Origin of the sequence: Filomicrobium sp., assembly GCF_025698805.1 — a bacterium.
Lineage (GTDB): Bacteria > Pseudomonadota > Alphaproteobacteria > Rhizobiales > Hyphomicrobiaceae > Filomicrobium > Filomicrobium insigne.
Map to the genome: position 1 here is coordinate 242010 of NZ_JAILWT010000002.1, position 14466 is coordinate 256475.

The window sequence follows — 14466 nt, forward strand, 5'->3', positions numbered from 1 at the left end:
GGCCTACCCCCGCACCGCGGCCAACAAGCGTTCTGTATGAACCGCGCCACCAACAGCCGGCACATCGTGCGGCGCCCCACACATCCGAATGAGCTTGTCATATCGACCGCCACCGGCAACCGGGCTCGCCTCCCCAAGCATCGGGACTATGACCTCGAAAACGAAACCGGTGTAGTACTCAAGCGTCCGGCCGAACTCGGCAGAAAAATCTGCATGAACGACGTCAACACCCGCTTCGGTCAACAATTGCAGGCGTCGGTGATAAGCATCGAGCGCATCCGAAATATCAACGCCCTCACTGCCCATTAGATCCTTGAGCCGAGCACCCGCAGCACGCGCAGGCGCCGTCACACCGATATAACTGCTGATCAAAGCCGCCGTGCGTGGAGACAAGGGTTCGGCACGCTGATCCGCCACCACCATCAGAAGGTTGTCCGTGACCTCCCCGACGGTCCGTGCTCCAACGATCTCAATATCTTCGGAATCGAGATAATTCGACACAAGCTGGACAGCCTCATCCGGCTTCTCGGGATCGAGCTGAGCCAGAAGCTCATTCGGCACCCCGCCTGGCGTGTCGGCGGGCGATTGCGTCAAGCGCATCAGCTCCGTACGAAAGGCGTCCGGACGCCAGAACTGGTGCATAAGGCGCTGCCGCCACCGCGCCGGCATGTCAGCCGCCTCGAGAAGAGCACGGAATAGCCCAAGATCGCCGATCCGGAGCTTGAAGTCTTTCAGACCCGCCGTGCGCAGGCCCTCGAACACGAGAGCCAAGGTCGCGGCATCCGCTTTCTCGCGATCGGCAATACCGAATGACTCGATACCCGCCTGCCGGAACTCGCGGGGATGTGCAGCACCCGCGCCCACTGGCTGAAACCGAAATGCCGTACCGTTGTAGCAATACTTTGCCGGACGATCGCCATTCCGATGGCGCTCGATGTGCAGCCGACATGTCGGCACCGTAAGATCAGGCCGTAGGCAAAGTTCATCGCCATCGGGATCTAGGAACACATAGCTTCGCCCTCTCAGCGACTCTCCGATCACATCGAGATAGACGTCGGCCGGCTGAATAACCGCAGGTGCGACGGCCTCGTGCCCCGCCTTGATAAACACCCCAAGGAGCGTTCTGGCCTGCTCTTCGAGAGCTTCGAATTCGCGTGCTGTCTCTGCGACCATTGTCGACCGGCTTTATTTTTTCTCGTTACAGGACATCGGATGGCGATCAATCGCTTTGAGGAAAGTGCCGCGCCAGCACCTTGCGCACTTCCTCTTCCAAGGCAACCTCGCTAACGGAGAATTGCGCCGGACGCGCTTCTTTCCATTCTTTATTGTCAGCAATCGATTGCGCCGCGAGCGCACCTTCGATCAGGTCCTTGATTTGGACCTCGCCCTTTTCGCGCTCATCCGATCCCTGGATCACGACGCAAGGACTACCGCGCTTGTCGGCATACTTCATCTGCGCCTTCATGCCCGACGTCCCGAGATACATCTCGGCGCGGATACCAGCGCTTCTAAGACGTTGCGTCAGCGCCTGATAATCCGAGAGGCGGTCACGATCCATAACAAGCACGACGACGGGGCCGGGCACATCGCCTTCAGCTCCGCGGCCCAGCGCGTTGAGCGCCGCTTGTAAGCGAGAGACGCCAAGGGAAAAGCCGGTCGCAGGAACTGTCTTCCCGGTAAAACGCGCAACAAGGTCGTCATAGCGACCACCGCCGCCGACAGACCCGAAGCGGACGGGCTTGCCATCATCACCCGTCACTTCAAACGTGAGCTCCGCCTCAAAAACCGGCCCTGTATAATATTCGAGCCCCCGCACGACAGACGGATCAATCTTCACCCGATCCGAATAGCCCGCCGCAGAGATGAGCTCTGCGATTTGCGCCAGCTCTGCACGCCCCTCCTGACCGATTTCGCTGTTCTTGAGAAGTCCATCGAGTTCGGCGAAGGGATCTTGTCCATCTTTTGCCGGCACAACAAACGCTCTGATCGCTGAGATCGCGTCCTTACTAAGGCCAGCACCCTTCGTGTAGTCGCCCGACTCATCGAGGCGACCTTCGCCCAGAAGCTGTTCGACACCGGCCAATCCCAGACGGTCCAACTTGTCGATCGCCCGCAACACCGTCAGACGGCGTCCGGCATTCTCCTCACCCGCAATTCCCGCAGCTTCCATAATGCCGTCCAGAACCTTGCGGTTATTTACCTTGATGAGGAAATTACCGCGCGGGACGCCCAACGCTTCCAGCGTATCCGCAGCGAGCATGCACATCTCGGCATCTGCCGCGACGCTTTCGGTCCCAACGGTGTCGGCATCAAATTGCGTGAATTGGCGGAACCGGCCCGGACCCGGCTTTTCGTTGCGCCAGACCGGCCCCGTGGCATAACGACGGAACGGCTTCGGCAGGCGGTCGAAATTCTCGGCAACGTAGCGAGCCAGCGGTGCCGTCATGTCATACCGCAGGCTGAGCCACTGCTCGTCTTCATCCTGGAGCGAGAAGACCCCTTCGTTCGGCCGGTCGCTATCCGGCAGGAACTTACCCAGCGCATCCGTATATTCGAACGCAGGCGTCTCTAGCGGCTCGAACCCATAGTTCTCATAAACCTTGCGGATGCTGGCCAGCATCGCATTCTGCGCCCGGATTTCAGCGGCTTCGATGTCACGAAGCCCCTTCGGCAGACGTGCGCCAGGGCGGTTATCTTTAATTTTCTTGGCCATGAGAAGAAATTAGCTCTTCGGTTTCCAATTGGTTGCATCAACTTCCCGCTCCCACCGCGCCAGACATTGCCCGCCCCTCAAGAGAAGACGAACAAAGGCGTGCCGATCATGCCCACTCGCAACTCTGAAGACTTCAGACCTTGGAGACTGGGGATCGGTGCGCAGGCGGAGGGAAACCGACGGTTACAATCGCGGCTTCGCTTATCACGGCTCGCCGCATGGCGCAAAGCCGCAGGCGGCCTAGCGCTCGCCTTAGCTAGCCCAATTCTCGCCTACACGGGGAAAATTAGGCCGAGATTCACCAAACACGTCGCTCAAAGCACGCGCCCCTCTTAGGCTTCAGGTGAATACCCAGGCCGCAGAGGCGGATGCGCGAAGGGACGGATCGGCGTCGCATAAGCCCTGGCGGCGGGGATCGACACGATTTGACGCTCCGGCCACCTGAGAGCCGTCAGCTTACCGCCGAAGACGCACCCCGTGTCCACGCACAACGTGTTGTTGAGCCAGTCGGCTTCTGGAACAGGCGTGTGGCCGTAAACAATGGTCGTCTCGCCGCGATATTCCGCAGCCCAGTGATAGCGAATGGGCAAACCGAATTCATCGGTCTCCCCACTCGTCTCGCCATACAGACAAAACTCGCGAACTGCTCCACTGACACGCCCCATCATCTCTTCTTTGATGCCTGCGTGAGCCACCGTCAGTCTGCCGTTCTCCAACCACAAGTGGCTTACGAGCCCGTCAATAAAGTCGCGGACCTCATCACGAAGCTCGTCCTGCTCGACTTCAAGCTGACTGATGGTTTGAGCAATGCCGTGCCCCGGCTTGACGTTGCGTCCGTTGAGCCAGCGCAACAGTTTCACGTCGTGATTGCCTGGGACGGCCAAGGCCTGCCCCTGTGCGACCATATGCATGACGATGCGGAGCACATCCGGCGATGCCGGCCCACGATCGACCAGATCACCCACAAAGATCGCACGCCGCCCCGCAGGCGTGCGTGACACGACGCGACGGTCTCTTCCTCCACCAGTAATTTCGATGGTGTAGCCGAGTTTGCTCATCAAGCCGATAAGCTCATCCACACACCCATGCACATCACCGATGATATCGAACGGACCGTGCTCACCACGATTATCGGTGCGAGTTGGCACGCGCTCAACGCAAGCGTTAGCGATCTCTTCCTGTGAACGTAAGACATGAACGTCCAAGAAGCTTTCCTTGCTGATCTGAGGAAGGCTTCGCTGCAGAAGCTGAACCTGCTTCACCACCTGGTCGTCATCTTCCGGCGCGAGCACGATGGCGACCGTTTGCGCATAGTGGGATTTGGCAATGTGAATCAGCATGGCCCGCTCGTCCCGCTGCAGAGCGTTGCGAGCCTCAACGACCGTCAAACAGCGTCGTTGCAGTCGTGTGTCGAGAAACTGTTCGATGCTTTCAGGAAGTACGCCACCCGGGAGGAGACCGTCCTCAACCGAGACAACCTCCGAAAGCCCGAACTGGCTCCGTACAAACCCCGATGGCCCAGACCCTGGAGCAGCTATCACAACAACAAGACAGAAGTCTGGGATCGTAATCTTCATCACGGCTTCCTCGCGGCGCCGCACGTCCCACAACGAGAACCATCAAAAAAACAAGTAAACCGGTTCGCGCGCGGGCTCATCAACGCTCCCAAGGTCTCAAACATAACTACGCGCCCAGCATCGAAAAACAAACGCGCCGAAGTGCAGCGCTTGTCGGAAGCCGGCTGGTGAAAGTTCATACAGAAAAACGCTTGGGCAGATGACAGAGGTAAGACGTGTTCAACGCGACATCGCACAGGCTGATGTAATCAGCCGTAATTTGACGACAGCAGTACGACGAAAATGGCTGAAGCTTCGTTGTAACGCAACCTATTGCGCGTCCGCCTCCAGGTAATCATCGGGTACATAGCGCGGCGGCTCAGGCACATCAGAGACGAATTTGGCAAGTCCTTCAAGCCCACGCGGCACGGGGCCGCCAAACGCCCAATCCAACAATTCGACGGTATGCGCAATGGGGATATCCATACCTTTTTCGAGTTGCGAGATGCAGCCAATATTGCCCGTCGCCACAAGGTCCGGCTTCGCGTTTCGGATGTTCTTGACCTTACGCTCGCGAAGCTGCCCGGCAATCTCCGGCTGCAGAATGTTATAGACGCCCGCCGAGCCACAGCAGATGTGGCCTTCGGCAATGTCAGTCACCGTATAGCCTGCCTTGACCAGCAACTCTTTCGGCTCATCCGTAATACGCTGACCGTGCTGCATCGAACAGGCCGAATGATACGCCACCCGCAAAGATGAATAGCGCTTGGGTGGACCCAGTTCATATCCGGAAAGAAACTCCGTGATATCCCGCGTCATCTCCGAAATGCGTTTGGCCTTTTCGGCGTACTCCGGATCATGGCGCAGCATGTGCCCATAGTCCTTAACAGTCGTGCCACAACCCGACGCATTGATGATGATCGCATCAACCGGGGCCTTTTCCATTTCGTGTAGCCAAGCATCGACGTTGCGCCGTGCCTGTTCCAGAGCCTGCTCTTCCTGACCCATGTGATGGACCAGAGAGCCGCAGCAACCAGCGCCGTTGGCAACAACAACATCAACACCACGTCGTGCCAGCAAGCGGATCGTCGCATCGTTGATATCTGGCCGCAAAACCTGTTGTGCGCAGCCTGCCATCATGATGACCCGCGCGCGCCGCTTGGCATCCGTCGCAGCCGTGCCGGGCCCCTCATAACGCGGAGCCGGCGGAATCGACTGAGGTGCCAGCTCAATCATGGAGGCGAGTTCCTTCAGGCCCAGTTTCCGCATCACGTTGACGAACGGACGTCCCAACGGAACCAATTTCAACGCAAGCCGGAAACGGTCGGGGTAAGGAATGACGCGGGACAGAAGCCAGCGCATTGCCCGATCTTTCGGCGTCCGTGTGCCAGTCTCGTTGATGTGCACGCGTGCCATATCGACGAGATGCATGTAGTCCACACCGCTCGGACACGTCGTCATGCAGGAAAGGCACGACAGACAGCGGTCAATGTGATGCTGGACTTGCGCACCCGCATCCCGGTTTTGCTCAAGCATGTCCTTGATAAGATAGATACGACCGCGCGGAGAATCGCGCTCATCTCCCAGAACCACGTAGGTCGAGCACACAGCCGTACAAAACCCGCAATGCACGCAACGCCGCAATATGCGTTCCGCCTCCGCAATTCGCGGGTCGCTCAACTGCTGCGCGCTGAAATTAGTTTGCATTCCGTTCGTCCTGCTTCCGGTTTGACCGGCTTATCGATTAGAAGCTCGCGTACATACGCCCGGGATTGAGCACGCGATAGGGATCAAAGGCATCCTTCAACCCACGCATCAGTTTCTCCACCGCCGGAGCTTGCGGCTGAAAGACTTCCACTGAGGCCCGAACCTCCGGCTCGGCACGGATCAGCGTGGCGTGTCCGCCATTCACGGCTACCGCCCGGCGAATATCAGACGCGCCTGCATCGGCACTTGCAGGCACTTCGACCCAGATCAACCCGCCTGACCAGTCGTAATAGGCCTCTGCCGGCATATGGCGCTTGATCGCGGCGACAACCTTAGGCCCGGCCGTCGGAGCTGTGGAGATGCGCCACAAGCACGTGTCGCGATTGTAGGGCATCACAGACAGATGACGTAGCTCGCCCCAAAAGCTCAAAGAATCCGTCGTATCCAGAACAGCCGGATCGCCATAAACTTTGAGCGCATCTTTTAGCGCTTCCGAACGGTAACCGATTGAACTGCGGAAATTCTCGATGCGCAGCGCTGTAATCGAGCGGCCCTGACGTCGAAGCCCTTCGTGTTCCAAGCGACGCGCTAACGCTTGCGACAGATGCACTGCGCCCGACACCTCATAAGGCAGCCGCATCGCGGCACACATGACTTCAGTGCCGATATCATCAGGCAAACCGAAATAGACTAATGTTGCCGCCGCCTCAGGCCATGGCAGAACCTTGAACGTAACCGCGGTCAGCACCGCTAACGTGCCCCAACTCCCCGCCAATCCCCTGCAAAGATCGACACCGGTAACGTTCTTCATCACGCGGCCACCCGCGTGGAACAACTCGGCACGGCCATTCACCGCCTCGATACCCAACAGGTTGTCGCGAGCCGCCCCCGCGGTAATCCGACGGCTACCCGAGGAATTGGAAGCGAAGATTGAACCGATGGTCTGCGTGCCGCGCGGTCCTCCGGTCGTAGGGCCAAGATCAATAGGCTCGAATGACAACATCTGTCCGTTAGATGCCAAGGTGGCCTCAACCTGAGCCAACGGCGTACCGGCCTGAGCCGACATCACAAGCTCCGTCGGCTCGTAGAGCCAAATCCCTTGCATCGCAGCGGTCGTGAGCTGAGCCGCAGCCTGGAACGGCCGGCCAATAGCCCGCTTCGAGCCGGATCCGACGATTTCCACCGACATCTGCCGATCGATCATCGGTAAGAGCATGTTCTGCAGTTCCCAGCCGGCGGCGGGTCGCATCAATTTACTCAATGGGGTCTCCTCAAACCGGGCGCCTCTTAAGAGGGTGACCGGTCATGCAACGTCTTTGGCCTGCTGAGTGTCGTTCAACGGAAATACTTTGCCCGGATTCAGCAACCACTTGGGGTCAAACACGGTCTTGACGCGGATCTGCACCGTTAGGTCGGTCGCGCTGAATTGATCGTTCATCAAATCGCGTTTTTCGACGCCGACGCCGTGCTCGCCTGTAAGACATCCACCTACCTCTACGCAGAGCCTGAGAATATCGGCGCCAGCAAGCTCTGCGCGTTCCGAAGAACTTGGGTCATTGGCATCATACAAAATGAGCGGATGCAGATTGCCGTCGCCAGCATGGAAGATGTTGGCGACCTTCAGACCATGTCCCTCGCAAATTTCGCCAATGCGTCGGAGAACATCGGGAAGCCGCGAAAGTGGAATAGTCCCATCCATACAGTAATAATCCGAGATTCGACCAATGGCGCCGAACGCGGACTTGCGTCCCTTCCAAATTTTCGCGCTTTGCTCTGCGCTTTGACTGATCAGGATGCTTGTGGGACCAAAAGGCTCCGCGATTGCTTGAATACGCCCCAGCATTTCCGAAATCTCATCATCCGAACCCTCAACCTCGATGATGAGTAACGCCTCGACATCAAGCGGATAGCCAGCCTTCGCAAAGGCTTCGCAAACCTCAATGGCCGGCTTGTCCATGAATTCCATAGCCACCGGAACGATGCCAGCACCGATAATACCGGCGACACACGCGCCAGCCGCTTCGCTTGAACCAAAGCCCATCAGCATTGGCCGCGCACCTTCCGCGGCTTTCAGAATCCGCACTGTCGCTTCAGTGACGATACCGAACTGCCCCTCAGAACCGATCATAAGGCCCATAAGGTCATAACCTTCGGCATCAAGATGCCCGCCACCCAGCTCTATGACTTCTCCGTCCATGAGCACAACCTTGAGGCCAAGGACATTGTTGGTTGTCACACCGTACTTAAGGCAGTGCGCCCCACCGGAGTTCATGCCCAGGTTGCCTGCGAGCGTGCACGCCAACTGGCTCGACGGGTCCGGGGCATAAAAGAACCCCTCAGCAGAAACAGCACCGGAAATGCCAAGGTTGGTAATACCAGTTTCCACACGTATGAAGCGGTTGTCGTAGTCAATCTCCAGAACCCGGTTCATCCGCGATACACCGACAACAACCGCGTCTTCCACCGGAAGCGCTCCTCCGCACAGGGATGTCCCGGCTCCACGCGCAACAACCTTGATCCCTTCACGATGGCAATATTTGAGAATGCGGGACACTTCCTCGGTCGTCGTGGGGAGTACAACGGCCAGCGGCATGCACCGGTAGGCGGTAAGACCATCCGTTTCGAAGGTCCGCCGGCCTTCCTCATCGGCAATGACCGCCTCCGCACCAGCAAGAGCGGTAAGGTCCTTAATGATCTGCTGCGATCGCCCCAGCACGGAAGCATCCGGCGTAGGCATCTGCAAATGAGTCATGCGTAAGTCTCCGCGATCGGAATTGCGCCGATCGACTTCTGTCCCCTGAAAATCCTTGTGAGAGCGGCCTGCCATAGCGTCGAACGACGCGGCGTATTAATTTTTGCACGCACACACGCAGGCAGCAAGTTTACCACACCCTGAGGATAGCAAGAAATTTACATTGCGCCAGCCGATCAACCCAGTCCCAATTTGTATTAGGGCCTTGCTCCCACCAGCGAATTCCCGGAACAATGGACCCGGAACATAAATGGACATAAGAGGTTGATTGGACGCGCGAGCCGTCCACGCCGGAATAGATGACAGGAACACCCAGCATGCATTTGAAAATGGCCGCCAACGTTCTTATCGGTGTGGCGACCTTTGCCCTCTGCTGTACTCCGGCCCTAGCCATCACGCGATGGATCCCCTTGCCAGTCGCGAAATCCGTAGCAATCGATACCTCTCAGCCAGGGCCGAACATCTCACGCGGAGCAGTTGTCTATAAAAATTGCCGGGCATGTCATGACATTGGCCAGGATGCCGGAACACGCGTTGGCCCCGATTTAACAGGCATCGTAGGCAGACCTGCCGCCGTCCTCGAGGATTATACCTATTCAAAAGCCATGCACGAGGCCGGGAAGGAAGGTTTGATTTGGTCCCGTGATCTTCTCGATCAGTATCTCTCTGCGCCGACCAAGTTCATTCCCGGAAACAAGATGGCCTATATCGGGTTGAATGACGCGGAAGCGCGGCGCAACCTGATCGCCTACCTCGCAACATTCGAGATCATTGGCCGCGCACCTTGGGAGCCGGTCGAAATTACAGCTCCGTTACCCGACCAACGTCCATGAATCAGCAATCCAGTGACCGCGACTTTTCGGGCCCCCCACCCGAGCCGGCAGCGCCATGTGTTGGCCTGTTCGTCACCTGCCTCGTCGATCTATTTCGGCCCAGCGTAGGCTTTGCGGCTGTAAAGCTCTTAGAAGCCACGGGCTGCAAAATAGTTGTCCCACGCGAACAGACATGCTGCGGCCAGCCCGCCTATAATTCAGGCGACCGAAAAACAGCCAGAAGCCTCGCTCTGCAAACGATCGAAGCATTTAAGGACTGTGACTACGTAGTCGCGCCCTCGGGCTCCTGCGCGGGCATGCTGAAATCCCACTATCCGTCCCTTTTGGCTGACGATCCATCGGCACACGACGACGCCCTGCGCTTCGCCGCTAAAGTCTACGAATTGATCTCATTTCTGTCCGACGTCCGCGGCATGGTCAGTGTCCCAGGCGCCTACACCGGCACAGTCACCTACCATGACAGCTGTTCAGGGTTGCGCGAACTAGGCATCAAGGATCAACCCCGTCGCCTGCTGAAATCCGTCGAGGGACTGGAACTTGTCGAAATGGCCGAATGCGAAACCTGCTGTGGATTCGGCGGAACATTTTCGGTCAAATTCCCCGATATCTCCAATGCCATGGTTGAACGTAAAACCACCAACATAAGTGCATCGCAAGCACCACTGCTTCTCGCTGGAGACCTCGGTTGCCTCATGAATATCGCGGGTAAACTGAGCCGACAAGGCTCACCCGTCGGATGCCGTCATATCGCCGAAGTGCTTGCCGGAGAACTATCCGATCCCGTAATTGCTGCACCTTCACGCTAATCCGGCTAGCCAATAAGTCTTGTTGCCCGCGGACGGGCTTTAGGACAGCTTTCTTCTGTCATGCAGCCAACCACGCGCACCTTCAAAGCGAACGCCCGCGAAGCCCTTGGCGACGAACAGCTACAGACAGCCCTTGCTGGGCTGCCCACGGGCTTGGTCGCACAGCGCGCCGCGGCACGCGCGCGACTGCCGGAATTCGATGAGCTGAGAGACCTCGGCCGCGATATCCGCAACCACACGCTGGATCATCTCGATCAATACCTGGAAATCTACGAAAAGAATGCCATCGCAGCCGGCGCGCATGTGCATTGGGCCGCGACCGGCCAAGAAGCTTGCGACAAAATTTTAGAAATTTGCCGGGAGGCGAACGCGCAACTCGTCACCAAGGGCAAATCCATGGTGTCCGAGGAAATCGGCCTAAATCACGAGCTTCAGAACGCGGGTCTCGAAGTCGTCGAAACCGACCTAGGAGAGTACATCCTGCAAATCCGCGGGGAAACGCCAAGCCACATCATCGCACCGGCGATCCATCTCACCCAGGGACAGGTCGAAGCTGATTTTCGACGCGAGCACAGCGACCTGCCACCTTCCCGCGACCTTAAGGAACCTGCCGAACTCGTAGACGAGGCCCGCCAGATCCTGCGCCAGAAATTTCTCACCGCCGACGTCGGCATAACGGGCGCGAATTTCCTGATTTCTGAGACCGGCTCTTCAATCATCGTGACCAATGAAGGCAACGGCGATCTCACCCAATCGCTCGCCAAGGTGCACATCGTCCTGGCAACGATCGATAAGGTCGTTCCAACGCTCGAAGACGTATCCGTACTGCTTCGCCTTCTCGCGCGCTCAGCAACAGGCCAGGACATCACGGCCTACACGACCTTTTCCACCGGCCCGCGCCGTCCGAGCGATCCTGACGGCCCCGAAGCCTACCATGTCATCTTGCTAGACAATGGCCGTAGCGAATTGCTGGCATCTCAGTTTCGCGAAATTTTACGCTGCATTCGGTGCGGTGCATGCATGAACCATTGCCCTGTTTATGGCGCAGTCGGAGGGCATGCCTATGGTTGGGTCTACCCTGGTCCCGTCGGTGCGGTGTTAACGCCAGGCCTCATCGGTATCGAACAAGCTGCGAACCTACCCAACGCGTCGACGTTTTGCGGCCGCTGCGAATCCGTCTGCCCGATGCGCATCCCGCTTCCCGGCCTGATGCGGCGTTGGCGCGAGGTCGAATTCGAACAGAATAAGACATCGTTCCAGGCGCGACTAGGCCTCAAGCTGTGGGCTGCCTTCGCAAAACGCCCGTGGGCCTATCGTCTCGCATCTCGCTTCGCGGCCTCGTTTCTCCGCCTGCTCGCAGGAAGCCGCGGTGCGGTACGCAATCTGCCCGGTGCGGGAGGTTGGACAAAAAACCGCGATATGCCAGCCCCCCAGGGCCGGACGTTCCAACAGCTGTGGAACAAGAGCAAGCGGGAGCTCTCCAAATGAGCCGCGATCAGATTCTTGCAAAGGTCCGAGCCGCGATCTCTGACGCAACACCACAGCTTCAGCGCCGAGCAGCCGCCGAAGCCCGTGTCGCCAAGCCGTCGCGTAGCGCACCACCATTGCAACGCGTCTCACGTCCGACACAGGAACTGATTGAAGTCTTCAAATACGAGTTGGGCCGGCAATCAGCGAACGTGATCGAGGCACAAGGTTCGATCCCTCAATCTATCGCGGCCTACCTGCAAGAAGCCGCTCTCCCACCAACACTACGTTGCGGTTCAGATTCGCGGCTCACACGACTGCAATGGCGCGACGCGCCCACGCTGGCGCTTCAACATGGCCCCGCCGCTGCCCAAGACGGCATCGGCCTATCCCACGCGTTTTGCGGAATTGCCGAGACGGGCACACTCGCATTGTTGTCCGGGCCGGAGAATCCCGTAACCCTCTGTTTCCTGCCCGATACACATATCGTCGTTGTCCGCCGCTCTGACATCGTAGCAAGCTACGAAGACGCCTACGTTCGGCTCAGACACCTGCTCGGCGAGCGGCGTATGCCGCGAACGCTTAATCTTATTTCAGGGCCTTCCCGCACTGCCGACATCGGCGGAAAAATCGTCATTGGCGCGCACGGTCCGCGGCGCCTGTGTGTCGTAATCGACAACACAAACTAAACGCACTTGAAACTAATCGATTTCGCGGAACGCCACTTACTTCCGCTTGCAGGAACGCAGACACTTGATGAGCTGCGCGTCACACTTCGAACTGTCGAGCGAGGCCTGTCGGGTGCGGCATTTGTTGTGCTCTTCATGACATTTGGCGCAGCCATCGGCAGCAGCCGTCTCAGCAAAGCTAGCAACAATAACCGCCAACCCGGCTGAAAGGCAAAGCCCCGCGAGCCCCAAGAATATTGCGCGTCGTGTCAAATCGAGCCTCATCAGATCTTGGTTTGAAAGAACACCGCATCGGCCAAGCTGCAGGCCAAAAATGAAATGCGCCACCCATGCGGATGACTCATATCGCAGGTTCGATGAACGTGACCTGAACTTGCAATCAAACACAACCTGGGGATGCAACAACCCACAGCGAGCCTTTAGCCTCGCCCGTATCAAAGCGAACGAGCTACATCGCGGTCTCAGCAAAGACCCACGAAATATCGCCAGCCCACGCACCGTGATACTTTTCGAGAAGCTGATCAGCCACCGTACGACGCGAATCGACGATGTCTTCTAAAGGCGCCAGATATTGTCGTTCATCTGCGCCCGATGAATCGCAGAAATTGCGATTGGCGAGCCCCTTAGCGGCCAACTCAACCATCTCACGCGCAAGGTCAGCAACATGTCCGCCACGGAAGGGCGTCTCAAGCGCCAGCCTGGGGACCTCATCACGGAGTTTCTGACGCTCGTCCGCCGTCCAATCTTTAACGCGGTCCCAAGCCGCATCCAGCACATCAGCGTCATAGAGCAGGCCAGACCAAAGCGCTGGCAGCGCATTGATCATCTCCACCCGGCCGCCATCTGCGCCCCGCATTTCCAGGAACCGCTTCAAGCGCGCTTCTGGGAAAAGCGTTGTTAAATGATCCGACCAGTCATCCAGCGTCGGAAGAATGCCCTCCAGGCCGACAAGCTTACCAGCGAGAAAATCTGCGAAAGAAGCGCCCGCGACGTCGATGTAATGTCCGTCGCGGTAAACGAAGTACATCGGCACCTTGAGCGCATAATCGACAAAGGCCTCGTATCCCATGCCCTCTTCGAAAGCGAACGGCATCATGCCCGTACGATTGGGATCGGTATGACGCCAGATCTCGCTCCGCATTGATTTGAAGCCGTTTGGCTTGCCTTCCGTGAATGGCGATGAGGCAAACAATGCCGTTGCCACCGGCTGCCAGGCCAACGCAACCCGAAGCTTTTTGACCATATCCGCTTCGGATCCAAAATCCAGATTGGCCTGGATGGTCGCGGTCCGATACATCATGTCGAGGCCACGCGTTCCGACCTTCGGCATATAGCTAGTCATGATGCCGTAACGCTTTTTTGGCATCCGCGGCATGTCCTCGAAGGTCCATGTCGGCGCAAAACCGAGGCCCAGGAAACCAAGTCCGAGCGGCCCGCCGGCACGGTGGCATTGCTCCAGGTGCTGCTGCGTTTCAGCTGCCGTTTCATGAACGGTACGAAGGGGTGCTCCGGAAAGCTCAAACTGCCCACCGGGTTCGAGACTGACCGTTGCTCCAGGCTCACCAATCGCACGTTTCAATGCGATCATGTTGCCGTCTTCAATAATGGGTTCCCATCCGCAGCACTTCATGAGCCCGGACATCAGCGCGTTGATGCCGGTTTCGCCGTCGTAAGCAACGGGTTGCCGCGTCGCTCCATGAAACACGAACTTTTCGTGTTCGGTTCCTATGCTCCAGGCGTCACGCGGCTTTTCGCCGGCAGCAATCCAGGCGACAAGATCATTGCGTGAGTTAATCGTTTCGCTCGGCGCTGCGTCCTGACGGGTCGACATAAAGGGCCTTCCGCATTTCTATTCTTACGCCCGCTGAGCGCACGAAGGAGACCTCGTACCAGCGCAGGCTTTAAACCATCGCCATAGGAAGTCGGAATCTGCGAGTTATGAC

12 protein-coding genes are annotated in these 14466 nt (G+C 57.9%); 5 read left to right on the forward strand and 7 right to left on the reverse strand.

Annotated elements, in window-relative coordinates:
- Positions 1 to 3: 3 nt before the first annotated feature.
- The 6 genes from K5845_RS04865 to K5845_RS04890 form a co-directional block, all read right to left on the reverse strand.
- Positions 4 to 1173: an ATP phosphoribosyltransferase regulatory subunit gene (locus tag K5845_RS04865; protein WP_046475546.1), complete on the reverse strand. Its 1170-nt coding sequence runs from the start codon at positions 1171 to 1173 to the stop codon at positions 4 to 6.
- A 46-nt stretch (positions 1174 to 1219) separates the two neighbouring features.
- The gene (gene hisS / locus K5845_RS04870; protein ID WP_090227719.1) at positions 1220 to 2713 is read right to left on the reverse strand and encodes a histidine--tRNA ligase; all 1494 of its coding nucleotides are present in this window, start codon (positions 2711 to 2713) and stop codon (positions 1220 to 1222) included.
- Between the two features lie 332 nt (positions 2714 to 3045).
- Complete coding sequence (locus K5845_RS04875) at positions 3046 to 4290, reverse strand: metallophosphoesterase (RefSeq protein ID WP_287958502.1); 1245 nt, start codon at positions 4288 to 4290, stop codon at positions 3046 to 3048.
- Positions 4291 to 4599: 309 nt separating this feature from the next.
- Positions 4600 to 5976 carry a glycolate oxidase subunit GlcF gene (glcF, locus tag K5845_RS04880; RefSeq protein ID WP_046475537.1) on the reverse strand — a complete coding sequence of 459 codons (1377 nt, stop codon included), beginning with the start codon at positions 5974 to 5976 and terminating at the stop codon, positions 4600 to 4602.
- Between the two features lie 37 nt (positions 5977 to 6013).
- Positions 6014 to 7237, reverse strand: coding sequence for an FAD-binding protein (locus K5845_RS04885; RefSeq protein WP_090227724.1), 1224 nt, complete (start codon positions 7235 to 7237; stop codon positions 6014 to 6016).
- 42 nt (positions 7238 to 7279) lie between these two features.
- On the reverse strand, positions 7280 to 8728 hold the full coding sequence (locus tag K5845_RS04890; protein ID WP_090228527.1) for an FAD-binding oxidoreductase: 1449 nt from the start codon (positions 8726 to 8728) through the stop codon (positions 7280 to 7282).
- A 317-nt stretch (positions 8729 to 9045) separates the two neighbouring features.
- Between K5845_RS04890 and K5845_RS04895 the strand changes: the two genes are divergently transcribed.
- The 5 genes from K5845_RS04895 to K5845_RS04915 are packed head-to-tail and all read left to right on the forward strand — an operon-like array spanning position 9046 to position 12730.
- The gene (locus tag K5845_RS04895; RefSeq protein ID WP_076605264.1) at positions 9046 to 9561 is read left to right on the forward strand and encodes a c-type cytochrome; all 516 of its coding nucleotides are present in this window, start codon (positions 9046 to 9048) and stop codon (positions 9559 to 9561) included.
- Positions 9558 to 10367 (forward strand): (Fe-S)-binding protein, encoded by an 810-nt coding sequence (locus K5845_RS04900; RefSeq protein WP_082100926.1) that lies wholly within the window; start codon positions 9558 to 9560, stop codon positions 10365 to 10367. The genes K5845_RS04895 and K5845_RS04900 overlap by 4 nt, the downstream gene beginning before the upstream one ends.
- Positions 10368 to 10427: 60 nt before the next feature.
- Positions 10428 to 11855, forward strand: a complete 1428-nt coding sequence (locus K5845_RS04905) for a LutB/LldF family L-lactate oxidation iron-sulfur protein (RefSeq protein ID WP_046475528.1) — start codon at positions 10428 to 10430, stop codon at positions 11853 to 11855.
- A complete protein-coding gene (locus K5845_RS04910; protein ID WP_046475525.1) occupies positions 11852 to 12523 on the forward strand; it encodes a LutC/YkgG family protein in 672 nt (223 codons plus the stop codon). Before K5845_RS04905 ends, K5845_RS04910 begins: the two co-directional genes overlap by 4 nt.
- A gap of 6 nt (positions 12524 to 12529) precedes the next feature.
- Complete coding sequence (locus K5845_RS04915; RefSeq protein WP_287958503.1) at positions 12530 to 12730, forward strand: hypothetical protein; 201 nt, start codon at positions 12530 to 12532, stop codon at positions 12728 to 12730.
- A gap of 241 nt (positions 12731 to 12971) precedes the next feature.
- On the opposite strand, the gene K5845_RS04920 is transcribed toward K5845_RS04915, so the two are convergent.
- Positions 12972 to 14354 carry a glutamate--cysteine ligase gene (locus tag K5845_RS04920; protein WP_046475517.1) on the reverse strand — a complete coding sequence of 461 codons (1383 nt, stop codon included), beginning with the start codon at positions 14352 to 14354 and terminating at the stop codon, positions 12972 to 12974.
- Between the last annotated feature and the right edge of the window lie 112 nt (positions 14355 to 14466).

Coding starts and splice junctions, on each gene's coding strand:
- hisS (WP_090227719.1), bottom strand. CDS start 2,713: ATGGCCAAGAAAATTAAAGATAACCGCCCTGGCGCACGTCTGCCGAAG.
- K5845_RS04865 (WP_046475546.1), bottom strand. CDS start 1,173: ATGGTCGCAGAGACAGCACGCGAATTCGAAGCTCTCGAAGAGCAGGCC.
- K5845_RS04920 (WP_046475517.1), bottom strand. CDS start 14,354: ATGTCGACCCGTCAGGACGCAGCGCCGAGCGAAACGATTAACTCACGC.
- K5845_RS04875 (WP_287958502.1), bottom strand. CDS start 4,290: ATGAAGATTACGATCCCAGACTTCTGTCTTGTTGTTGTGATAGCTGCT.
- K5845_RS04900 (WP_082100926.1), top strand. CDS start 9,558: ATGAATCAGCAATCCAGTGACCGCGACTTTTCGGGCCCCCCACCCGAG.
- K5845_RS04890 (WP_090228527.1), bottom strand. CDS start 8,728: ATGACTCATTTGCAGATGCCTACGCCGGATGCTTCCGTGCTGGGGCGA.
- K5845_RS04905 (WP_046475528.1), top strand. CDS start 10,428: ATGCAGCCAACCACGCGCACCTTCAAAGCGAACGCCCGCGAAGCCCTT.
- K5845_RS04910 (WP_046475525.1), top strand. CDS start 11,852: ATGAGCCGCGATCAGATTCTTGCAAAGGTCCGAGCCGCGATCTCTGAC.
- K5845_RS04895 (WP_076605264.1), top strand. CDS start 9,046: ATGCATTTGAAAATGGCCGCCAACGTTCTTATCGGTGTGGCGACCTTT.
- glcF (WP_046475537.1), bottom strand. CDS start 5,976: ATGCAAACTAATTTCAGCGCGCAGCAGTTGAGCGACCCGCGAATTGCG.